Origin of the sequence: Exiguobacterium acetylicum (genome assembly GCF_022170825.1) — a bacterium.
Lineage (GTDB): Bacteria > Bacillota > Bacilli > Exiguobacteriales > Exiguobacteriaceae > Exiguobacterium_A > Exiguobacterium_A acetylicum_B.
Map to the genome: position 1 here is coordinate 2,771,038 of NZ_CP081878.1, position 22,745 is coordinate 2,793,782.

Annotated in this window: 22 protein-coding genes; 3 read left to right on the top strand and 19 right to left on the bottom strand. The window is 45.8% G+C overall.

Annotated elements, in window-relative coordinates:
* Window positions 1–19: 19 nt before the first annotated feature.
* The 9 genes from K6T22_RS14410 to K6T22_RS14450 form a co-directional block, all read right to left on the bottom strand.
* A complete protein-coding gene (locus tag K6T22_RS14410; RefSeq protein ID WP_238237950.1) occupies window positions 20–946 on the bottom strand; it encodes an LCP family glycopolymer transferase in 927 nt (308 codons plus the stop codon).
* A 151-nt stretch (window positions 947–1,097) separates the two neighbouring features.
* Window positions 1,098–1,784, bottom strand: a complete 687-nt coding sequence (locus K6T22_RS14415; RefSeq protein WP_238237952.1) for a hypothetical protein — start codon at window positions 1,782–1,784, stop codon at window positions 1,098–1,100.
* Between the two features lie 15 nt (window positions 1,785–1,799).
* Entirely contained in the window at window positions 1,800–2,489 is a 690-nt protein-coding gene (locus tag K6T22_RS14420) for a hypothetical protein (protein ID WP_238237953.1), read from the bottom strand.
* Between the two features lie 15 nt (window positions 2,490–2,504).
* On the bottom strand, window positions 2,505–3,191 hold the full coding sequence (locus K6T22_RS14425; RefSeq protein ID WP_238237955.1) for a hypothetical protein: 687 nt from the start codon (window positions 3,189–3,191) through the stop codon (window positions 2,505–2,507).
* Window positions 3,192–3,254: 63 nt separating this feature from the next.
* Window positions 3,255–3,971 carry a hypothetical protein gene (locus K6T22_RS14430; RefSeq protein WP_238237956.1) on the bottom strand — a complete coding sequence of 239 codons (717 nt, stop codon included), beginning with the start codon at window positions 3,969–3,971 and terminating at the stop codon, window positions 3,255–3,257.
* 16 nt (window positions 3,972–3,987) lie between these two features.
* Entirely contained in the window at window positions 3,988–5,547 is a 1,560-nt protein-coding gene (locus tag K6T22_RS14435) for a S8 family peptidase (RefSeq protein WP_238237958.1), read from the bottom strand.
* Between the two features lie 135 nt (window positions 5,548–5,682).
* Window positions 5,683–7,257, bottom strand: a complete 1,575-nt coding sequence (locus tag K6T22_RS14440; protein ID WP_238237960.1) for a S8 family peptidase — start codon at window positions 7,255–7,257, stop codon at window positions 5,683–5,685.
* Between the two features lie 125 nt (window positions 7,258–7,382).
* Window positions 7,383–10,727, bottom strand: coding sequence for a hypothetical protein (locus K6T22_RS14445; RefSeq protein WP_238237962.1), 3,345 nt, complete (start codon window positions 10,725–10,727; stop codon window positions 7,383–7,385).
* Window positions 10,728–11,229: 502 nt separating this feature from the next.
* Window positions 11,230–11,640: a hypothetical protein gene (locus tag K6T22_RS14450; RefSeq protein WP_238237964.1), complete on the bottom strand. Its 411-nt coding sequence runs from the start codon at window positions 11,638–11,640 to the stop codon at window positions 11,230–11,232.
* A gap of 163 nt (window positions 11,641–11,803) precedes the next feature.
* On the opposite strand from K6T22_RS14450, the gene K6T22_RS14455 reads away from it, so the two are divergent.
* Window positions 11,804–12,055 carry a hypothetical protein gene (locus K6T22_RS14455; protein WP_235609842.1) on the top strand — a complete coding sequence of 84 codons (252 nt, stop codon included), beginning with the start codon at window positions 11,804–11,806 and terminating at the stop codon, window positions 12,053–12,055.
* A gap of 72 nt (window positions 12,056–12,127) precedes the next feature.
* Here the strand turns inward: K6T22_RS14455 and K6T22_RS14460 are convergent, their stop codons facing one another.
* The 6 genes from K6T22_RS14460 to K6T22_RS14485 all read right to left on the bottom strand — a co-directional run bounded on the left by K6T22_RS14460 (window position 12,128) and on the right by K6T22_RS14485 (window position 15,962).
* Window positions 12,128–12,553, bottom strand: a complete 426-nt coding sequence (locus tag K6T22_RS14460; RefSeq protein WP_238237965.1) for a helix-turn-helix domain-containing protein — start codon at window positions 12,551–12,553, stop codon at window positions 12,128–12,130.
* Window positions 12,554–12,668: 115 nt separating this feature from the next.
* Window positions 12,669–14,240 carry an SdrD B-like domain-containing protein gene (locus K6T22_RS14465; protein WP_238237967.1) on the bottom strand — a complete coding sequence of 524 codons (1,572 nt, stop codon included), beginning with the start codon at window positions 14,238–14,240 and terminating at the stop codon, window positions 12,669–12,671.
* 135 nt (window positions 14,241–14,375) lie between these two features.
* Window positions 14,376–14,690 (bottom strand): four-helix bundle copper-binding protein, encoded by a 315-nt coding sequence (locus K6T22_RS14470; protein WP_238237969.1) that lies wholly within the window; start codon window positions 14,688–14,690, stop codon window positions 14,376–14,378.
* Window positions 14,691–14,785: 95 nt separating this feature from the next.
* Complete coding sequence (locus K6T22_RS14475) at window positions 14,786–15,208, bottom strand: hypothetical protein (RefSeq protein WP_029342715.1); 423 nt, start codon at window positions 15,206–15,208, stop codon at window positions 14,786–14,788.
* A 7-nt stretch (window positions 15,209–15,215) separates the two neighbouring features.
* The gene (gene fabZ, locus K6T22_RS14480; protein ID WP_029342716.1) at window positions 15,216–15,638 is read right to left on the bottom strand and encodes a 3-hydroxyacyl-ACP dehydratase FabZ; all 423 of its coding nucleotides are present in this window, start codon (window positions 15,636–15,638) and stop codon (window positions 15,216–15,218) included.
* Window positions 15,639–15,665: 27 nt separating this feature from the next.
* Window positions 15,666–15,962, bottom strand: a complete 297-nt coding sequence (locus tag K6T22_RS14485) for a DNA-directed RNA polymerase subunit beta (protein WP_238237970.1) — start codon at window positions 15,960–15,962, stop codon at window positions 15,666–15,668.
* A 405-nt stretch (window positions 15,963–16,367) separates the two neighbouring features.
* On the opposite strand from K6T22_RS14485, the gene K6T22_RS14490 reads away from it, so the two are divergent.
* Window positions 16,368–17,738, top strand: a complete 1,371-nt coding sequence (locus K6T22_RS14490) for a copper amine oxidase (protein ID WP_238237972.1) — start codon at window positions 16,368–16,370, stop codon at window positions 17,736–17,738.
* Between the two features lie 96 nt (window positions 17,739–17,834).
* Window positions 17,835–18,770 (top strand): class F sortase, encoded by a 936-nt coding sequence (locus K6T22_RS14495; protein ID WP_238237973.1) that lies wholly within the window; start codon window positions 17,835–17,837, stop codon window positions 18,768–18,770.
* A 38-nt stretch (window positions 18,771–18,808) separates the two neighbouring features.
* On the opposite strand, the gene K6T22_RS14500 is transcribed toward K6T22_RS14495, so the two are convergent.
* From K6T22_RS14500 to K6T22_RS14515, 4 genes are read right to left on the bottom strand one after another with little or no spacing between them, the layout of a single operon-like run.
* Window positions 18,809–19,402, bottom strand: coding sequence for a hypothetical protein (locus K6T22_RS14500; RefSeq protein WP_047390333.1), 594 nt, complete (start codon window positions 19,400–19,402; stop codon window positions 18,809–18,811).
* A gap of 14 nt (window positions 19,403–19,416) precedes the next feature.
* Window positions 19,417–20,478, bottom strand: a complete 1,062-nt coding sequence (locus tag K6T22_RS14505; RefSeq protein WP_238237975.1) for a YheC/YheD family protein — start codon at window positions 20,476–20,478, stop codon at window positions 19,417–19,419.
* Window positions 20,475–21,092: a class D sortase gene (locus K6T22_RS14510; protein WP_238237977.1), complete on the bottom strand. Its 618-nt coding sequence runs from the start codon at window positions 21,090–21,092 to the stop codon at window positions 20,475–20,477. The genes K6T22_RS14505 and K6T22_RS14510 overlap by 4 nt, the downstream gene beginning before the upstream one ends.
* Window positions 21,089–22,717 carry a poly(glycerol-phosphate) alpha-glucosyltransferase gene (locus K6T22_RS14515; protein ID WP_238237979.1) on the bottom strand — a complete coding sequence of 543 codons (1,629 nt, stop codon included), beginning with the start codon at window positions 22,715–22,717 and terminating at the stop codon, window positions 21,089–21,091. Before K6T22_RS14515 ends, K6T22_RS14510 begins: the two co-directional genes overlap by 4 nt.
* Window positions 22,718–22,745: the final 28 nt, after the last annotated feature.

The window sequence follows — 22,745 nt, forward strand, 5'->3', positions numbered from 1 at the left end:
GATCCGGTGCTTTTTGTGTTTACTCGAGGTCAAGTGAATAACGAAGTGCCGTTTGTGTCTCTTTAAGAGAATCATCTGTCGGGTGCCAGTAGTAGATTCCGTCTCCTTCTTTACCACCTGCGCCTTCAAGCTTTAGATTCTTTTGATTACGGAAAGCATCCATGTAATCAAATGCAAGTGTACGCATCGGTTTGAACGAAACGTTTGTTTGTGCATTTTTACCGACGACATCCATGATGGCATTGAAGTTACTAACTGATACATCAGATGACAGTTTGTTAGCAACTTGAGCGATGACTTCCCGCTGACGCATTTGACGACCGAAGTCACCACGTGGATCTTCGTAACGCATCCGTGTGAATTTTAAAGCTGAATCACCATCAAGATTAATCTTACCAACTGGGAAGTGCGTCCCACCTACTTTAAAATCAAGATCGTTATTAACGGTTACCCCACCGACTGCATCAACCAGTGAAGTGAATCCTTGCATATTGATTTCCGCGTAGTAGTTAATCGGAATATTGAGGAATTTTTCGACTGTCTTGATTGCCATTTCCGGTCCCCCGAATGAATAGGCATGGTTGATTTTATCGTTCGTTCCGTGACCGACGATATCGACCTTCGTGTCACGAGGAATACTAATCAAACGACTTTCGTTTCGCGTCGGATTCAACGTCATGATCATGATCGAGTCACTACGTCCTCGTTCTCCTGGTCGCTGATCGACACCTAACAGTAAGACGGATACCGGTTTTTGCTCGTCGACGATTTTATCCCCTGTATTTTTGACTGGAGATTGGATTTTCTTCACGGTCTGGTCGACTTGATAATATGTATAACCAATGAACCCGCCAATACCGACAACAAGAACAAGTGCGATTAACAGCATAATCTTTAATGGGGTCCAGCGTTTTTTCACCTTACGTTTTTTCTTTACTCGTTCCAAATGTTTCCATCCCTTTCTCTACTTTGCTTCGTACAACTATCGGATTTATTATACAAAATTACAACTCATTATAACGATTTTTTTGAGTAATTTGTCAAAAACGGGAAAAGATGAAAAAAGAGCTCATCGTCTAGATAAGCTCTTTTATCAATTAAAGAGATGTTTGACTAGCTACTTTATAGGTTTTTTTCTTGAAATCATAGTCCATGATGACATATTTCCGTTGACTCGTTGACGTCGGGAAAACATACCATTTTGTATATCCTTTAATACCTAATCCTAAATCAAGTTCTTGTTTCGTTTGAACGGGTGTCCAATCAACAGTCGTCAAACTCGTCCATTCCCCTAATCCTTTTCCAGACAAAATACTATCCAATTGCTTTTCTGTCATGCCGTTTTTAATTTTCTTCCCCTTCATCAGCTTCATTTTACTCTCCCTGAACCCTGTAGCCGAATCAAAACGTAACAGACTGACCGTTTTGCTTGTCAGACGATAGATAGAACTTTTCTTCTTCGTCATGAACATCAAGCCTGTCGTATCCATATAGGTTTTCTCATTGACAAATGTATAGAATGTCGCCTTCTGCCCATTCGTAGTACTTGTAGAATCTGCTTTTTTCTTTAAAACCGTCGAGCCGTTCTTTTTCGTCAGCTGCTTCTTATAGTCTTTTCCATAGATGACCTTTGCTGCTTGTTCAATCGTCATCCCAGCTTTTAACGCTGTATAACGATCTGTTGCTTTCGTTTCGTCTTTTGTCGCAGCAGACGCTACGCCTCCGAATAGAGTCGTTCCTGCGATTACTGTTGCTAAGGCAACTTTTGTGAATGTCATTTTCATGTTCCTATCCCCTTTTTAGAATGTCTCGTGATTTTCAATAACGTAGGCTTTCTTTTTCGTGTCATAACTCATCTCAACGTAAACACGTGATTTCGTCGATTTTTGGAAGACATACAATTTTCCTTTAAACGCTTCAATCTCATAGTCTTTGATTTCTTTCGCACTGAAGACGCTTCGTGCATCTTCCTCAAGCAATCCAGCCCATTCCCCAAGACCAGACTCCGAGAGCACACCATCGAGTTGTTTCTCCGTCATTCCCCTCTTGATTTTAGCGCCCGTGTTTAACTTCCGTGTACTCTCTCGGTATTCGGAATATGTATTCCGTCCCATTTCGACTTGTTTCGAAATAAGACGATACACGGAATCGTTCTTTTTCGTCATGAAACCGAGCGACATCAAGGTCGGAGGAATCTTTGCTTTCCGATCATAGATTTCGTAATAAATTTCCTTGCGCTTATCTTCAACGTCCTTAAACTCTTCTTTCGTCTTCAATACTTGTGAACCGCTTTTTGTCGTTAAATGTTTTTTGTAGTCTTTGCCGTATAAGACTTTTGCGACTTGCTCCATCGTCATACCTGCTTTTAGTGCCGTATATTGATTTGTAGCTACTGTCTCAACCTTCGTCGCTGCCGAAGCTGTTCCACTAAAAAGTGTTGATCCCGCGATGATTGTCGCCACTGTGATTTTCATGAATGTCGTATTCATACTCTACTCTCCTTTTTAATACTGACTATGATCTTCGACACGATACGCTTTCTTTTTCATGTCATAGATGAAAAAGATGTATTGCCATTTGTTTGTTGCAGTCGGAAAAACGTATGATTTCGTATGAATGATCGTTGCTTTTCCTGCTTTGACTTCTTTTTTTCGAAGGACGGATGTCGTATCGACGTGACCGAGTGTTCCGAATGTTCCGAGCCCTTTTCCCGTCAGTACTCGATCGACTTGTTGTTCCGTCATTCCGTTTTTGATCTTCGCGCCCTTGATCAGTTTGCGATCACTCGTCCGGAATCCGGCTGCGGTGTCACGCTTGAACTCCATTTGTTTCATCGTCAGCCGGTACTTCGTTCCACCTGTCTCCGTCATGAACATCAGGACACCGATTGCTGACGGGAATTCAACTTTTCGATTCACGAGATCATAGAGAAGGACGTTCCGATCCCATTCCTCCATCTTGATTTCTGTGCTCAATCGTAAGACTTGTGAACCATTTTTCATCTTCAACTGCTTCTTATAAGTCTTTCCATAGAGGACTTTTGCGACTTGTTCAACCGTCATCCCCGGTTTTAAAGCACGATACTGTTTTGTGGCGATCGTCTCGGCTTTTGTTGCTGCCGAGACCGCACCACTTCCGAGCAAGCTAATTGCCATCAAACAGACAATGCTCACCTTGATCCATTTCTGCATCCGTTCCACTCACTTTCCATTCCCGCTTGCTTTAGTTTTTCATTGTTCACTATAGGCACTTCATTAAAATTCCGGCGCCGTATCGTTCGGTCCTACTGTACGGATATTATCTACGACAAACTTTTTTCGTTCATGACTGTAGGCGAAATCGATTTCTTTCCACTTATTTTTTTGTGTAGTCGGAAATACATAGGTCTTCATCCGATACAATTCTTGAAAATCTAGACGAACTTCTTCTTTCGAATAACCCGACGTCGTATTCATATTGGCAACAGCCGTCCAGTGACCTAATCCTTTACCTGAGAGCATCGCATCAATCTGTTTTTCCGTCATCCCATTTTCTGGTTTCGCACCTTTTTTAAGCTGACGTGTACTTTCTCGATACCCCGTTTTTGACTTCCGTTCGATGAAAACGGCTTTGATGACCAATCGATAGATGTTACTTCTTTTCTTTGTCATGAAATGCAGGGCAAGTTTTGGACCTTGCTTCACGGAGCGATCTTCCATCACTTGAATCAATTGCTTATGCCCTTCTTCGACTGTTTCGTCATTGATCGGTAAGCGTAAAATCGTCGGCTGTGCTTTACGATATCGAATGTGTTTTTTCGCTTCTTTTCCATAAAGTGTTGTGGCGACCTGCTCGATCGTCATCCCATGCTTTAAGTCCTTATACAATTCTGTTAAGCGGGTTTCTTCTTTAGTTGCTGCAGATGCTTCATCTGGAACTAAAACGGTTATTGCAATAAGGACGATCACCATCACTTTTCCCAGTACTTTCATCGCTTGACCCCTCTCCTTATTTCACGAGCTGAACGGCACGCTCGGCATTCAAGCGACCGTATCCATACGTCGTGTCGTAACCTTTCTTTCCAAGATCCTTCGCCGACTTGCGAAGAATTGATTCAACGTCCGTCACCTTGATACTTGGCTTCAAGCTGTAGAGGACACTCGCGACCCCTGCGACATGCGGTGTCGCCATCGACGTGCCACTCCAGAAGATGGACTCGCCGTCTTGCAGATAACTCGCGATATCTTGTCCCGGCGCCACAAGATCAAGCCCTTGACCATAGTTTGAGAACGACGCTCGTTTATCGGATCGGTTCGTCGCCCCGACCGAGAAGGTATATTTTGAACGTGCCGGATAGGACAGTTTCGACGTCCCTTCGTTACCGGTTGCTACTGCGACGAAGATTCCTTTTTTGCGCGCTTCCGCTAAGGCATCTTCAATCGCCAGCGAGACACCACCACCGCCAAGACTCAAGTTGATAACTTTTGCTTTTTGTTTTACGGCGAACAGAATGCCTTTCGCAATGTTCGAGTTCGACGCATAGTTGTTGCGCGAGATGACTTTGATCGGAATGATGCTCGCCCGGTCGTTGATACCCGTCATCCCGTAGCCGTTGTTCGATGTTGCAGCAATCACACCCGCGACATGTGTGCCGTGTCCATGATCGTCATAGGCGAGCTGACGTTTATGAACAAAATCGTATCCGAGATCCATCCGGACGCGTCCGGCGAAATCCGCATACGTCGGATTGATGCCGGTATCGATGACCGCTACGCGAACGGTCGAACGTGACTTGTTGGCAATCCGTTTGACCATCGCTTGATAGCCGATATCGGCTCCTTTGACACCTCCGCGTTGTCCCGTGTTTTTTAACGCCCACTGGACGGACTGAAACGGATCAGTGCTGAGTAACTTCATCGGTTGATCGAGTTCGACGTACCGAACTCCCTTCGTTTTTTCAAGTTGTCGTTTTGCTGACATGGCTTGGATGAAGCTGTTGTAGGAGAACTTTTCAAGACGTAACGTACTGTCGATTGTTTCGTGATGAGTGGCGCGTGACGTCTGTGATAAGGTACTCGCTTTCATCGCCCCATTCAGACGAACGACTAGACTCGTCGCTTGTACGGCTGTCGTTGATTTTTTTGCGTATTCCCGGATTGGTTCAAGACGTTCGAGTTTATAGGGAATCGTAAATGCTTTATTCTTCGCTCCCGTCACTTCGATGTATTGTCGTCCACTCCAAGTCAGTGGGAAAAAGAGCGTCTCTTTGCTGTTCGCATACCGCGCATACGGATCTTTTTGTTTGTATTCCGTCTGCGACGTATAAACGGTCGCTTTTTTTGAAGCGTCAAAAGCAAACTTCAAGTGTGTTCCACCTGATAAGTAGGTCTTTGTATCAAAATAGAACAAGGCCTTACCGCTCGCATCAAACGTTCCTTTGATGTAGCCTTTCTTCGTTTTTGCTTCGATTGCCGGGACTTTTTTGGCCGTTGTCGCTGCTTCTGTCGTATCCCATGTATATGTACTAAATGCACTCACGAGGAGGGCACTGACGATGATCTTTTTCATTTGTTTTCACTCCTTATCGTTGTATCCTTTTTCATTATAATGGAAAAAATTGATTTTCCTAGTTCTTTTTACCTCTATCAATCAATGAATTGACTGAAAAAAGAAGCCCTGTTCGCACAGGACTTCTTGACTGCATTAAGGAATCAGTTTGACTGCGTTATCGGCGTTCAAACGGCCGGCACCGTAGCTTGTATCGTAGCCTTTTTTACCGAGATCCTTCGCTGATTTCTTGAGGATACTTTCCACACTACTTGCCTTTAAGGACGGCTTCAGACTGATCAAGAGACTGGCGACACCCGCGACGTGTGGCGTCGCCATCGAGGTGCCGCTACCGTATAGCAACTCCCCATCTGCGAGATAACTTGGGATCGAGACACCGGGAGCAACGAGGTCTAGTCCCGTTCCGTAGTTCGAGAACGACGCTTTTGTATCCTTTCTCCCTGTCGCACCGACCGATACGACATATTTCGAACGGGCCGGATACGCGATCGTTCCGCGTCCTTCGTTCCCGGAAGCGGCGACGATTAGGATGTTCTTCTTGACCGCCGCAGCTAATGCCGACTCGATCGATTTCGAAGAAGAACTGCCACCGAGACTCATGTTGATGACCCGGGCACCTTGTTTCGTCGCGTGCTGAATCCCTTTGACAAGTCCCGATACTGAACCAGCCCCCGACTCATCGAGGACCTTGATCGGAATCAACGTCACCATCGGATTGATACCAGTCATCCCGTACGTGTTATTCCCTCCCGCCGCAATGACACCAGCGACATGTGAACCGTGTCCGTTATCATCCCACGCCGTCTTATCGCCATTGATAAAATCATAGCCGAGATCCATCCGGACTTTGCCCGCGAAGTCGGCATATGTCGGATTAATGCCGGAGTCGAGGACCGCGACTTTCGTCGCAGACAGCTTCTTACCCTTGATGCGTTTTTGCATGGCGACGAAGCCGATGTCCGCTCCTTTAAGCCCTTTCTTTTGTCCCGTGTTCTGCAACGACCATTGATGTTTTTGATAGGCATCGACACCGAACGCTTGAATCGGTGCATCGAACTCTGCGAACGCGACAACTGATGAGCGTTCGAATTTTTGTTGCGCTGCTTCAGCTTCCGCATAGGAAGCATAGACGAGTCGCTCGATTCGGAGCTCAGACGCGACCACTTCGACTTTCGAAGCACCAAAGGATTGTGCCCGCATCGCACCGGGACGCGTCTGCACGAGTAGTGCTGGTTTGACTGCTTTGACAGCAGCTGTCATCGATTCCTCGATCGGTTCGTAACGTGAGATATAGGCAGGAATAGAATAACGATCGCCTGGGTAACCTTCGAGGACTAAGTATTGTCGTCCGCTCCAACTGAGTGGGAAGTAGAGCGTATCACCTGTGACTTGGTAATAGCGGTTGTAGACGCGACCTGCTTCCGCGTCAGCTTTACTGGCGAACATCGTTCCGTACGTGTCGTAGTCGAGCTCGAATTCGAAGTGTGTTCCTTTTGCCACGAAATTCTTCGCGTCAAAATACCAGACCGCCAATCCATCCGAATCAAATCGTCCTGTCAAAGCACTACCGGATTGTTTGGAGAAGACCGGAACTTCCTTTGCTTTCATTAATGTCGCGGGACGAATCTTCTCCTGCTTTTCAAACGCATTGACTGGTATCGTACTACAAATCAAACCGAGCGCTAAGCTCCCTGTTATCCATTTTCGCATCATCGTTCCTCCTTCTAGGTCTTTCTTACCAATACCCAGATTATATGGTATTATGTGGAATTTAATGAATTATTGACTTAAATAAAAAAACCTTTTCACCAAGACAGTGAAAAGGTTTTTTTGGCTTAGTTCTTATCAAATAGAACTACTTTTTCAAAACCACCAGTCAATTCAGTATTATCATATGACTGAAGATCTTTATTGACCGTAATGACGTTCGAAATATCTTTCAACATCCCTTCTGGGAGTTTGATTTTTACGATATCAAGACCATCTTTTGGTTCATCATTCGAGTCATCGAGTGAGATGCTCGTACCCACCGGAAGATTTTTTCCATTCAACGTATATTGTGCAGTGTTCGTCGCATCATACATTCCTGTATACTGAACACCTTCCGTGAATTGGATCTTGATAACGTCCTTGTTTTCTTTGACTTTAACTTTAACGTTATCAATTTTGAACGGTGTTGCCACTGGAACAACTGGTGTTTTTGTGACTTTAAAGTCATGAGTCGCCGTAGCAACTGTATTACCGACATCGTCAGAAAGTGACTTGACGACAACTTTCCAAGCTTCGCCGTATCCGTTATTATCGACAAGACTTTGAAGGTTGTCATTCGCTTTGACACGGAAGTTCATATCTGAGCTATCCGTATAACCAACGACAGATCCATCAATTGTAACTGTTTTTCCATCTTTGTCTTTACCGATAAACTCAACTGTCGTTTTAGGTGGAAGTACCGTACCCTCAGCACCAATGAGTGGTGTATCAGCTTCATCCATGCCACGCAACTTCACTGGTTCATTCATCATGACGGTAAAGTCATTTGTTAAGAGGTATCGATCAATTGTCGTAATTTCCGCACTCTTCAGATCTGGCGAATTAAGTGGTGAACCTGAATAATTAAGATCAAGTGTCAACTTATCATTCTTCTCACCGTTTGCCGTTGCTTTGACAGAGTCTTTCGCCAACGTAATTTTGAACTTATCGTTATAGTAGTTTTCTTTCGTGTTGACTGTATCGTAGATTTCAGTCCAGTCCTTATTGAGTTCGAGGAGGACTTCGCCCGTCTCATCATCATAATATGTGACGTCAGCATACTGGCTGAAGTCCTCATATGACTTTGTTTTTGAGTTGTAACGCTCAAGTTTCAACTTATTCGAAGCAAGCAGTCCTTTAACTTCATCGAGATCGAGACCTTTCAACTTTTTGCTGAACATGATACGGAATTGTTCTGGTGACTCAACAACGACTCCTGCAGTCGGTTTGACTGTATCAGCATCGACTGTGAAATCGAGGTTTTGAGTCGTTCCGATATTTGCATCATCCGAAAGTGCAGCGAAGTCCATAGCGTTCCAAATCTGGAGTGAGTGCTTACCAGGTGTGAAGTATCCTTTTTTCGGTCCAGGATAAGCTTCTTCCGGCTCAGCTCCCATCATCATTTTTTCGTCATTCAGAGTAATGATGACTGTATCGCGACGATCGACACCTGTTTCGTTATCAAATCCAAGGTATTTTACTTTGAAGTATTCCCCGCCATATTGACCATCGATTTTAAACATTGCACTATCAATGGCTTCTGAGAATTTCACTTCTAGCTGATTCAGACCGACCGGTTTGACCGAAGTGACTTCTGGCTGACGCGCGTCCGTCAACTTGAAGCTCGCCGACGAGTTCATTTCTGTATTTGTACTGCTGATGATCGTAGCATTTACTGTGACCATCGCGTTATCGCGCAATGGTGTCTTTTTATCAAGAATCAATTCAAATGCTTTTGGATTTGACGGGATAGACTTGATACCGATAACACGTTTAGCGTCCTCGAATTGCTCAACGATAATGTTTCCATTCGCAAGATAATCACTCTCTTTGACTGTCGGTAACTTTTTATTAAGACCGAACGATTTTAAGAGAAGATCACGAGAAACTGCTTTATCAAGGAAAATCGTCACTCGATCCGCTTGGTTCGATTCAGCTGCGAGGACATTGACTAATTCAACCGGTTTAGGGGTAACCATTACTGTGCTGAATTTGACTTTCGCTTGCCCATCGATTTTTCCGATTAAGTCCTTGTAGTCACCATTGACCGTCTCAATGATTTGCGCATCAATTGTCGCTTCAATATCTGTGTTACTGAACTCAGAAGTCAAAAGAACAGTTGCTTTACCATCTTGAATCGTGACGCGTTCTTTCGCGAGTGAACCGAACGATGTCGACAATTTCAAGACGATATCGTCGGCTTTCGTATCGACTTCACCCGTCGCTTTGTTTTTCAACTGGAATGTAACTTCCGTGTTATCTGCACCGTTTGCAAGGATCGAAGAAGCTTTCGGTGTCACTTCGAGCATCCAGATATTTTCGACACTTTGTGTCATGAAACTCAACGCTCCAAGATTTTTAGAGACGCCTCCGACCATGATTCCTTTTACATCAACTGAATAGTCCATGCCATAGTCTAAACCACTGACTTCAAGAACCGCTGACTTCTTGTCTGGGCTGAGTTTTGCTGACTTAACCGTCGCTCCTGAAATTTTGAAGTTATCTGCCTTTACAGAATCAACGGCACGTGAGAACGATACTTCGACTTTCTCTTTACCGATTGCTTTTGCTGAAGTGAGGACGGTGTTAGCAATCGTAAAGTTCATTGGAGATGATTTTACATTTCCGATTTTCACGACATAGCTGTGTGTTCCTTCTGGAATACCATTCTTCATAGCCGTGAATTTACCCTTAGATAATTTTCCCTTAACCATGATTGGTTTTACCGACATGTCTTTACCTGGGTAAATCAAGAGTTCAGCCATTGCCCCTACTGCCGGGTACATGACGTCTGCTTTGACTGAAAGCATCTGATCATCGACGCTTCCCATGACATTTGAAATATTCGCTGATTTGACTTCGTAGTTGATATAACCTGTCACGACAGAGTTAGCACCTTTATAAGAATAAGCCAATTTATATTTGCCTGATTTTTTGGTAGACGGTGTCTTAAGATTAAATTTACTGATCGGACGCTTAACGATGATGCCTGATTTGTACTGGATGCTAATCGTGCTTGGCAATTGAACTTTTCCACCAACAGCGACCGGCTCGAGGACTGGTTCAATGACATCAACTGGATAGTTTTGAAGTTCGACTTTAAGAACAGCTTTCTTCGTCGTACCCGCTACCTTACCGTAAAGAACTTGGTATTTGTTGATGTATTTCTTTTCGAATTTGACTGAACCGCTCCATTTGACTGAGCGCATTTCGTACTTGCCGTTTGAAAGTTTGACTTTGACTTTCGACGGAAGCGTCAATTTCTTGACTGCATATTTCGAACCACCTGCGTGTTTCATCAAGATTGGAGAGATGTATTTAACCGAGACCTTTGATGCTGCATCAGCAGCAACCGGTGCTACGACAGACGCTGTGACTGCAAGCGCAGCTGCAGCAGCGTACAATTTGTTCGTTTTCTTTGAATAACCCATGTTTACTATTCCTCCTCTTTTCTAAACAAATCAAAAGCGCATAATCCCAATTTAAAATCTACAATATAAGTAAAATATAGAAATATTTTACTTATAACAGTCAAAAAAATTCTTTAGTCGTCTTAAGAGGAGTACTTTCTGTTTCACGTGCGACTTTTCGTCTATCATCAAGACGATTCATTCGTGAGCCATTATGTATCCGACTGGGATGAACTAAAGAAAACTGTTGAAACCGCTCCAAAGAGCCGTTTCCATCGTAGATTTGTACACTCTACCACTTCATTTTTAAGAATCGGTAAGAATGCTACAGGTCAAATATACAAAACTAGGAAAGACGCCACAATAGATTTTTTGTAAAAAATAGGTGAATAGTAGTAACTTTAAATATATTTAAATGGGCTGTACATGGAAATTAATTTTTGGATTCACCCCTTTAAAGAAAACGCTTACATTTTATTGATTTTTTGTTTTGTTTTCATTTTATTAAAATAAAGTTTTGTTTTTACGAGATGAAATGATCTGCTTTTTCAATTGCTCGAAGAAATGATTCACGATGTAAGCGATGGACATCATCTGCCCACATCTCAATCTTCGTTCCGCGTCGTTTAAGTTCAATCGGTAATCCGCGACCAATCCAATCGAGCTGCCGTTGCAAAACATGACGTTTTTGTCCACTCTGTCGCTCCGCCTCCGTGAACTGGCGCAGATACTGAAGGACATAACCAAATCCGAACTCGATTGGAATCCGCAGTTCCGCTCCCTTGTCGCGTATCCGAATGATGCCGGCTCCATAATGAATGGCTCGAAACAATTCCTCGTTGACGCGCTGATACCACGTTCCCTGTGTCAGACAGTGCGGTTCTAGTGCGCCTTTTTTCCCACTCGGTAAAACTGCGAAATAATCAATGACCATGTATCTGCTCCTTTTCATCAAAAATAGGCGAGTCCGCGAGGGGCTCACCTATCATGACAGGTCAAACGGTTCGATTGTTCGAAACGGATTTAAATCTTTTCCCATCATTCAACATCGAAAAAGCTTTTCGAATACGCTATACTGAATTACGGGAATGGGAGGAATGCTCGTGGCTATTATTATCTTTTGCCTCGTCTGTCTCATTGCGTATCGGATCCGCAAGCTTCCCGAAGCACTACGGACGATTTTACTCATCCTCGGTTTACTTAGTGGATGGTTCGCGCTCTTTGAGATGATCAGCTTCATCGAAGCTAATCCGTACCTGGCTGCAATCCCGATTGGACTGGGACTTGCTTACTGGTACTGGTACCGTAAAAAGAAACAAGCAACCGACAAAACCCCTTCCGACTCGTGAAGTGGGTTTTTCATGTAGATGAACGAAAAAAGCGATGACTCCTTGCGTTACGGAGTACATCGCTTTTCGTGTTTAAGACTGGACCTTGCGTTCGATTACCGCAATTTTTTCTTCGATTTCAAGTAACTTCAATTCGTGTTCGAGCTCGAGACGACGTTTTTTGCGTTTCAGGCGATCGAGTTCTTCCGCGAGAGACTCGTTCGATGCTTCCGGTTTTGGAGGTGCTTGCTCCATCGATTGACGGAGTGGATCGAACAGGTTCGATTTCGCGAATTGAGCCGCTTCCGGTCCAAACATATCCTGAATGAGCGGGAGAATCTTATTCATCGCTGTTCCTGGAATCTGTGACTTTTCATCGACGAGGCGCTTGAGCGCTAGTTCATCGACGAGATACCCTTTTCCGTCCTGTTCGGCATGCAATTCGCCCGTCCGAATCCAGCGACGGACCGTTTCTTCTGAGACACGCAACAATTCACTGATCTGTTTTGTCGTTAACATTGTCATCCCTCTTTCCCTCTAGTAGTACCTTCAATATACACACATGTGTGCGTGTGTGTCAAAAGATACACACATCAAAAAAAAGAGACCTTCTTATAGAAGGTCTCTCTAATCGTTATGCACCACGACGAACGAGTAACCAAAGACCGACGATGGCAAGTCCTGCTCCCGTTGCTGCATATGGGAACGGCTTGTCTTCACCTGCTTGTGGTAACGTACCCGTTGCTGTTGTTGAAGGTGTCGATTGTTTTTCAGCCGATTCAACTGTTTGAACAGGTGTTTCTGTTGACGTTGGAGTTGGTTTTGGCGTCGGTTTCGCGACCGGTTCTGCTTTCGCGATTTCCGCGAGCAAGATCTTACCGAGGCTGCCTTCTTCGAGCGTCACACCCGCTTCTGGTGATTTCCGCTCGAAGTACTTCAACAACTCATCAATCATTTCTTGCTCTTCCGGAGATAATGCTTCTTCGTCACTCGCCATCAATTTCATCGCTTTCGCTTGTTGCGCGAATGACTCATACTCTTCATACATTTCTTCGTCCATATCCATCATCAAGGCATCCATGTTAAGATGGTGCATCGCTTTAACTGTGTAGCCTTCTGCGACTTCCGTCTTGATCGTGTACGTTCCTGGATCGAGCTGGATCATCATCAAATCATCTTTTGAAATCTTTTCTTGATAGACATCTTTTCCTGTAATCGCATCCGTCACCGTATACGTCGCAGGAACTGTTCCTTCGTCATAATCTGGTTTTTGGTTGCCGTTCGCATCAAAGAAATTGACGACTGCTAACCAATGCTCGAACATACCATCGAGCTCTTCGTCACCATAAATCCCTGCATCAACCACTTCCGTCTGACCTGCGACGAGACGGACGGTCTTCATCCCCATGTCTTCATCGACATCGGAATCGATCGTCCGGTCGTCACCGACGTTTTGCTCAGAATAGAAGTAGTAGCCCATGTCATATCCATCGACTTCGACTTCGTATGTCCCTGGTTTTAAATCCTTGAAGCTGTAGAGTCCATTCTTCGTATATGCTTCGTCGATGACATCTTCATTCCGGTCCATCAAATAAACGAGGACATCATCGAGACGTGTTTCCTTGTCTTGGCGAATACCATCTTCATTCTCATCAAACCAGATCGTGCCTTCGATCGTTCCTGTCGTCGATGTCTCGACTGGTGTCGGTGTCGCGTCATCGCCCTTTTCCGGCTCATCTGTCGTCGGTTCTTCCGTGACCGGTTCTTCCTTCACAGGCTCTTCCGGTGTTGGTTCTTCCGTGACAGGTTCTTCTGTTACTGGGTCTTCTTTGACGGGTTCGTCTGTTACCGGTGTATCCGGAGTTGGTTCTTCTGTCGTCGGCTCGTCAGGTGTGACGACTTTTCCGAATTCGACGAGAATCGTCCGCTGACCATCTGCTGAGACGACCTTGACGACAGGTGCCGTCTCTGCGGTGAACGTCACAACCGGAGTCTCTTCGATATTGACATCTTCACCTGTTACGCCGTCTTCAAAGACGAGTGCCGTCTCAGACGTAATATCGACGATGCCCGTGCCTTCAAACGTCAACGTGTACGGACCTGTGCCCGTTCCTGTGACGTCCCACTCGACTGTTTCCGCATAGACTGGTAACTTCAGACCAAATGCAACAACGAGTGCCATCAAAAGTAAGCTAAGTTTTTTCATGAGTGTATGTATGCTCCTATCGTGATTTAATATTACCTCCCTAAATAGTAAACAAATTCGCCAAAAATAACCAGAAGAAATCTTGAATTCCTGCTATTTTTTTATAATCAAAAAACCTCGTCCAAGGACAAGGTTTTAGATAAGCTGACGACACGCTTCTGCACATTCCGTACAAGCTTTCGCACAGGCTTGGCAGTGGTCATGATCATGTTTTCTACACTCTGCAGCGCATGACTCACAGATTTCTTGGCATGCCTTTGCGAGGACTGCGACATTCGAGCTGTTCCGAGCGATGGCTTGTAGCAATAGGCTACAAATATCAGCACAATCGCGGTCGAGTCGAATACAATCTGCCATATGTCCGACGTGTTTCTCATTCAGACAGGCATCAAAACAATGATTACAAGCGAGAATACAATCGGTCAGTCGTTGCTGTACTGCGTGATCCATATTGATTCCTCCTTTGTATATGTTTTTGTACCCTCATGACTTGAAACAAAACAAAAATAAGACAGCATATGGAGCTAGAAGCTCACGATGCTGTCTTATTTGACGATCTCAAGCGGAATCTCGATCCCACGACCTGCTCCTGCATCAATGATGAGGACCGGGAGACGTTGGTCATCGAAGACTTCTTTTTCGATCGTCGTATTGGACGTATAGGTCCGGATTTCCCCCATCTTCTTCGCTTCGAAGGAGACGAACGGAAACGGAATCGATTGGTTGGCGACTTCGAGTCGGATATCGACTTGTTGGTCATCGAGTCGAATGTCATTCGCTGTCCGGATGACGAGACGCATCCGGTCATTTTCCGTCAGTGTGACCTGCGCGGAAATGTTCTCGGTCTGTCCTGCACGCTTAACAGGATCCACGATGACCGTCGGGGAAGCGGTCTTCGCTTGTTCTGCGCGCTGACAACCAGGAACGACGAGTAAGGAAATCGCGAGGGGGAGAAGCCAGCGTTTCATGTTCGCTTCACTTCATAGCAAACGTCAGTTCAGCGACACAGGCGACTTCCCCATCGACTGTGGCTGTGGCACGACCTTTACCGATTGGTCCACGGACCTTCGTCAATTCGACTTCGAGGCGGAGCTGATCCCCGGGAACGACTTGACGTTTGAAGCGGCATCCTTCAATTCCTGCGAAGAAGGCGAGCTTCCCTTGGTTCTCTTCCATCTTTAAGACGGCGAACGCACCGACTTGTGCGAGTGCTTCGACGATCAAAACGCCAGGCATGACATTGTATTCTGGGAAATGGCCATTGAAGAATTCTTCGTTCGCCGTGACGTTCTTGATTCCGACAGCCCGTTTGCCCTCTTCGACCTCGAGAATGCGGTCAACGAGTAAAAATGGATACCGGTGCGGAATGACTTCCTTGATTTGTTCGATCGTATACATATTCGACAGCTCCCATCACTGATTAAATTAAGATTTCATCCAAAAATCGGTGATGCGGGTCCATGTGTCGAGCTTTAACACATCCATTGCCTCGCCACCACCAAACGTCGCATAACCCACCATTGCGCCGACGATCAGTGCTACGACGATGAGAACGAGAACGATCAGTACACGTACGATGATCGGAACTCGGCGTGTCGAATACGCACGAAGACGTTGCTCTGATTTGTGCTCCGAATTGCCGGTTTCCTGGTTTGAAGCTTGTTGCTTCTTTTTCAGGCGTTCACGCGTTGGCTGATCCGTGCCTGTTTGGTTTTGTACCATCTTGATCACCTTTCATTGATTCAGTCTGAGAACAGTATAGCATATTAGTACCTGGTATTAAATAGTTCCAAATTCGCTACAAAACGTGTTCCGCAACTAGTGTAACACGACCAGACAGGCAATTCCTCTAAAAAATTTTAGTTTGTGTATATAAGGAAGGAGAAAAACAGTTTCCCACGTTCTGCGGTTTTTTTACACTTTTTTAAATCCAAGATGAACTACTCGGCGTAAGCTTTCCAGAACGACGCAGCAACGGTCCATTGGACAGCATGAAATACAAGTTCACCATTCATTTAAAAAAATTAAAACTTGATGCAATCCAAACTAACCGACGTTGCGTAAGCTATTCAGAACAGGCAAGAAACACCTACCAAATAAACCATAAACTGAGAGGAATGATTTAAGATGAAACACACGAAAAAATTCGCAGCATCAGCAATGGCAGCAGCACTCGTACTACCAGGAACGGCAGCATTCGCTTCCGGTGGCGGAGAAGACATGAAACAAGATGCACCGAAAAACGTCACGGTCAAAACAAAAGCCGCTGACCTTCGTGCAACACTCGATCAGTTACTCTCTGAGCACTTCGTCCTCGCAGTCATGGACATGAAAAAACAATACGACGGTTCAAAAGACGCACAGTATTACGAAGCAGCACTCAAACAAAATGCACTCGACATGACTCCAGCAATCGCTTCAGTCTACGGCGAAGAAGGCGCAAAACAGTTCGAGAAAATCTTCGTAGATCACAATAAATATACGACTGACCTCGTCAAAGCCGTAAAAGCTGACGACCAAGACGGTATCAACGCTTCGAAGAAAGAAACAGAAGAGTTCGTACAAGATCTCTCAAGCTTCCTCGATACAGCAACGGAAGGTAAACTCCCGAAAGCAGCAGCTGAAGAAGTCCTCCGTGCTCACGAAGCAGACGTCTACAAAACATTCCAGCAATATGCAGCTGGTGACTATGAAGGATCATATAACACGTTCCGTGAAGGTTACAGCCGCATGTACGATATCTCAAAAGCACTCTCTGTTGCAATCACAACACAGATGCCTGAGAAATTCGACAACACGAAAGCTGATTCTAAAGCAGCAGATCTTCGCTCAACACTCAACAGCCTTGCAGCTGAACACGTTGCTCTTGCAAACCTCAGCATGACAGCTGGCGTCGATCAAGCGAAAGACTACGATGCAGCAAACTGGGCTGAAGATATGCACACAGCTGACTTCAAAGCAGCAATGAAATCAGTCTACGGTCAAGCCGGTGCAGATCAATTCGAACAAGTGTGGACGAAAAACCACATCGAAGCACAAGCGAACCTCGTCACAGCAGCAATCAATGACGACAAGAAATTGATGGGTGACGCACAAGACATGCTCAAAATGTTCTCGAACGATTTCGGTGCATTCCTTGGTGCAGCAACAGAAGAAAACCTTCCAACAAAAGCAGCACAAGAAGCGGTATCAGGTCACGAGACATACATCCAAGATACGTTCATGCAGTATGTTGAAGGCGACTACAAAGGTTCTGTCGACACATTCCGTGAGTCTTACGCTTACATGTACGGCGTAGGAGCTAACCTCGGTGATGCAATCGTCAAACAATCACCAGAGAAGTTCATGGATGGTACTCCAGGATCAATGCCTAACACAGGTAACGGTGGTATGAGCGACAGCAACAACGCAGCTGCAACAACTGGTGCAATCGCAGTATTCGGTCTTGCACTCGGAGCAGTTGGTCTTGTCCTCGCACGTAAACGTCAAAACGCCTAAGAAATTGGGTATACTCAATAACAGGATAGCGACATGCTATCCTGTTATTTTTGTACATAGAGGGAATCCCTTCTCTCGGAAAGGAGATACGCGCTTATGAAACGTTGGTTATTACCGGCGAGCATCCTCTTGATGGTCGCATCGGTCGGAACCTTGCTGTTCCTCTTGTTCGGTCAAACCAAACCAGATACATCGAACATCACACAAGGTGATCCAAAAACAGAATCCGCGGCCTCTTCCGAGACGAAGGAAGAAGATCCGCTCAAGCCGTCTGAAATCTTCAAGAAAGAGTTCAAGGACCTCTCGGCAACAGAGGTCGAGCTTCCGAAACAACTCGTCATCCCGAAGCACGACATTAAGACGAAAGTCGAACAAGTCGGACTCGATAAAGATGGTGCGATGGCAACTCCTAAAAACGAACAACAAGCCGGCTGGTATAAGTTCGGTCCGCGCCCCGGTGACGTCGGCAATGCCGTCATCGACGGTCACACCGATACGAAGACCGGTCCTGCGATCTTCTATAAACTGCATGAGCTGAAGAAAGGTGATCCGGTCGAAATCACAGATGCGTCTGGACGAAAGCTCGTCTTCCGTGTCAAAGAAATCGTCCAGTACGATCACTTAAAAGCACCACTGAAGAAAATATTCGGTCCTGCAGATACACGGAACTTAAACTTGATCACGTGTATTGGAACGTATGATGAGAATCAAGGGACGTATGATGATCGTCTCGTCGTCTTCACGGAACTTGATGAGAAAGCATCAGATCCCGTCAAGACACCACCAAAACCCGCGACGAATATCCGCGTCAGTGGCGGTTTCATCAACTGGTATGCGTCACCTGATGAAGACGTCGTCAAATACAATGTCTACCAAGAAAAAGACGGAAAACGTAAAAAACTCGGTACGACAGAATCGATCGAGCGTAAAGCGTTCCCGCTTCCTGAAGATGCAACCGGTCGTTTTGTCATCACAGCTGTCAGTAAAGCCGGAATCGAATCAGAAGACGCTTTCAGCGCTGTTCAGAAATAACGAAACGGGATGTCTCCAAGTCGGAGGCATCCCGTTGTTCATTTATTCGCTGCTGGTAATGCAATTCGGAGTTGTTTCTTACCAGACATCGTCTCATAAAATAGACTAAGTCGCCCTTCCGTCACGCGGAGCTGTTCCGACGGAATGAAGACGATCCCAATCCGGCTTTCATCCGGCTGATACGTACCGTTCAAGGCATTAAACTGATCCGCGATCGTTACGATCTCGTCCGCTGTCTCATACTCCCCGATTTTTGGTAAGATCTCGATTTCATCCGCTGATTGATTCGTCACTTTAACCGTGATTGCAAGCAACCGTCCCGTCTCCCCCATCACTTGGAGGAGCTTTTGTTTTTCGACCTTCATCTGAACGAGTGGCGTTTGTCGTGTTTTTTCCGTCGTATCAACGTCTAGCGTCTTCAGCTTCAATCCTGCCATCTCATAGACGACGCCCAGTCTATCTTCGCGATCAAACTGCTTCAACTGCGCTTCATCAAGACGGATCGATGTCCGCGGTTTCGTCTCTTTCGCAGGCTCTTCCGCCTGAAACCAACCGAAGAGCGGGACCATAAATTTCGTTACGATGATGAGGACGAGCAAGCCCGACATCACATAAAACAATACTGTCTTCACACGTCGCCTCTTTTCTAAGCCTCGATCCGTTCCTTCATCCATCCCCGATCGAGTCCATGTACACCGGGACGCCCATGTGTCGCAAGGTACTGGCAATACTGGACCGCGAGATACTCTGCCTGAAACTCGACATACCGCGTTCCCGGTAGACTATTGACCTCATAGAGATAGATTTTTCCATCCGCACCGATCCCGACATCGATCCCGAGTGCATCGAGCGGGTAATCATAAAACGATTCGAAATAGACGGGGAACCGTCGCGCAAAGTCAACGATCCGTCGCGAAATCGCTTCATGTTGATCCGGATAGTTCTGCTTCATGAAGATGTCCATCCGCGTCGTCGAAAACGCTCCATGACTGAGATGGCTGACCGATTCTTGGTGATTGTTGCTGACGAACGGAAAATATTTAACGAGTTTCCATTGCCCGTTTGCTCCCTTCGCGACATGGATTCGCATACAATACGAGTGCCCATGGATCGTTTGCGAGGCGATGAACGGCTGGACGATCATCGGATTCCGTTTGGTCTCTTCTTCGATGCGGGTGATCAATTCCCCTGTCGAACAGACAGTTGACTCCAATAGATGGCTGAATCGATACTCGTCGCCTTCTGGTTCAATCGTATAAATCCGTTGTCCTTGTTTACCATTCGCCGGCTTGAAAACGACTTTTCCGTATTTCTCCATCAGCGGCAAAATCGTCTTTCCTTTCTTTACCCGGTGCATTGGAATCAAGACATCCTGAAACGTGCCTTCTTGTGCCAATTGACGTAGGACGACGTTTTTATTCCCAATCCGGTGCGTCGTAAACGGAATCTCGGTTGCGAGACGATTAAACAATTCCTTATCCGCATCACTGAGTGGCAAATGATTATAGATGACGTCCGGAAACTCATACATACTTTGATGCCACGCATCTTCGTCAAAGAAGAGTCCCCGGATCGTCCGATTTTCGAAATCGACATCACGCGGTCGGAAAAAGAAGATGTCGACCCCCATCGAGGCACCGATGACGCAGGCAATCTTATCGCGAAACTGGGGCGTCTCATTTAAGCGTAAAATTCCGATTCGTGTCATGACGCATCCCCCTCGACCGGTTCAAAGTAGATCAAATAACGTTCCGTGCTGTTCGTGACGTTATAAAACGGATAACAGGTCGAGACGACGAGTGACTCTTGCTTCGTTGACTCGAGAACCCGTGTGTCTTTATAATCGACGATTTCACTCGACTGCATGACGTAGCGATAGGAGCCGTTCGCGAGATAGAGGACGACTTCGTCTCCCTTCTTTAGCTTACTGATTTTCGAGAACGTCGTATCGTTGTGCCCCGCGAGAAAAATCCGATCACCTTGCCCCGGAAATGCTGTCTCCGGATGATGACCGATTCCTTTTGCGAGTGTCGCATCATCGACGCCTTCAAGTACCGGCAACTCCATTTCAAGTGACGGAACTTCTAAATAACCGACCGTCTCACCCGTTTGAAAGAGGACATCCTCGGTCTTCTCCTTCGACCGTTTACTCTTTGTTTCTGATTTTGCTGTGGTCGATGACGTTCCTTCTGCCTGGACGACATCTTTTGCTTTTGCCAGTTCCGTCGTCAAAGTCTGCTGAACCGTCAGTTTCTGATAGCCGACGTATCCGAGCAACAAAAGTCCAATAACTAGCAATCCCGTTGACAGGCGTCGCATCATGACGGCACCTCCTTCAGCATCCGTGTCCATGCCCGGCAATAACCCGACAAGTTATGCTCGACGTCATCAATCCGTACTCGCATCGAGTGGTGTCGAATGTAAAAGCTTCCGAGAATCCGCTCCGGTTTCTTCATATACATCGCGACTTCCGGATAAAAGAAGCCGTTCCGTTGATAGACCATCCGTCGTTCGATTGTCTGGTCGAGCCATTCGAGTGGAAAGTCGTCTAATAAGTCCGCTCGTCCCATCGCTTCGATCCGATCAATCATCTCGCGTGCCGCTAGCATCAACTCAAGGAACGTCGGATATGTCGTCTCCCGGTGATGGATGAAGTCGAGTTTCGGCGCGACGTTCTTGAGACCGAACTGAAAATAACGATCTTCCGGCAGCCATTTTGTTAGCTCGTTTGCGCTATAACTCAACCAGTGATCATGGAACTTCCAGTACGATTTCGCGATGAAATGATCAAACGATTGGACGACACTGTCGAGCCAACGTGGATTGGAATCGAGTGCGTACAGCCGCATCAAGGCGTACGTCGCCTCTCCTTCGTAATAGATGATCCGAAACGCATCCTTCAACGCAAACGACGGATACTCAAGCACATGGAGATATTGTCCCGACGGTTGTTGCAGTGAAAGAATACCTGTTGCGAGTCGTTGACTCAGTCGTAAATCTTCCATCGTCTGAAATGTCTGCATGTATTCCGTCAACGCTAAGATGGCTGCAGCATTCGCACCGAGTTTGATTTCATTTGATTCGCGATCGAGAACGAAGGATCGCTCCTCCTCATGTACGATTAATTCTTCGACCAAATAGCGTTTTGCTCGATCGATTGCTTGACGTAACGTCCGATTTGGCGTCAGTCGATAGGCTTCAATCATCGAATAAAGTGTACTCGCATGACGTAAGCTATTGTAAAACTTGATGGGTTTATCAAAGCATGGGAAGTAACCATATTGGAAGCGACCATTCGTTCGGACTTGGTGAGCAAGATACTCACTCGACTGGGCGACGATCGTCTTGATTTCAGAAGGAAGTTCACTTGTCGTATCACGGATTTTTTCAACATCACGCGTCACTTCAAGTATGTGTGGCGTCTCATCTGCGAAGACACCGAGTGTATCAAAGAGGAGGCATGGACTTGTCGGATGAAAAGCAATCCGTTCCGTCCGCCCTTGTTGTTGTGCATAGTTGCTCAAGTTCGTTAGATTGATGTGTAGTTCTTGATGCGTTGGATCCTTTGTCAAAACAGCATTTCCATTCAATTCTTCTTCTAGATAAGCACATTTCATCTTCCGATCAAACGCGATTCCGCACCGGAAGTAGTTTTTCCGTGTTTCTTTCACCCGTTCGTTTAACGTTTCAAACGAGAGTGCCTCAAAGTTTCGGGCGATGTCGAGCTTCAACCATTCTACTTCTGGTTGTTTGCGGAGCCAATTGCGTGCTTGATCCGTTACAGATTGTAGTCCTTTTCCTTGAAATCGAACGACATGAGCTCGTTCCGACCATTGTCCGAGTGAGACGAACAAAATCATCTGGCGATTCCAGTAGTAAATATCATCGGTATTCATGTGTTGTTCCAGTACATCCATGGCAGTGGTGAATCGGTTGAGCAAATCCATGTTCAACTTCACTCCTATTCTAAAAGGA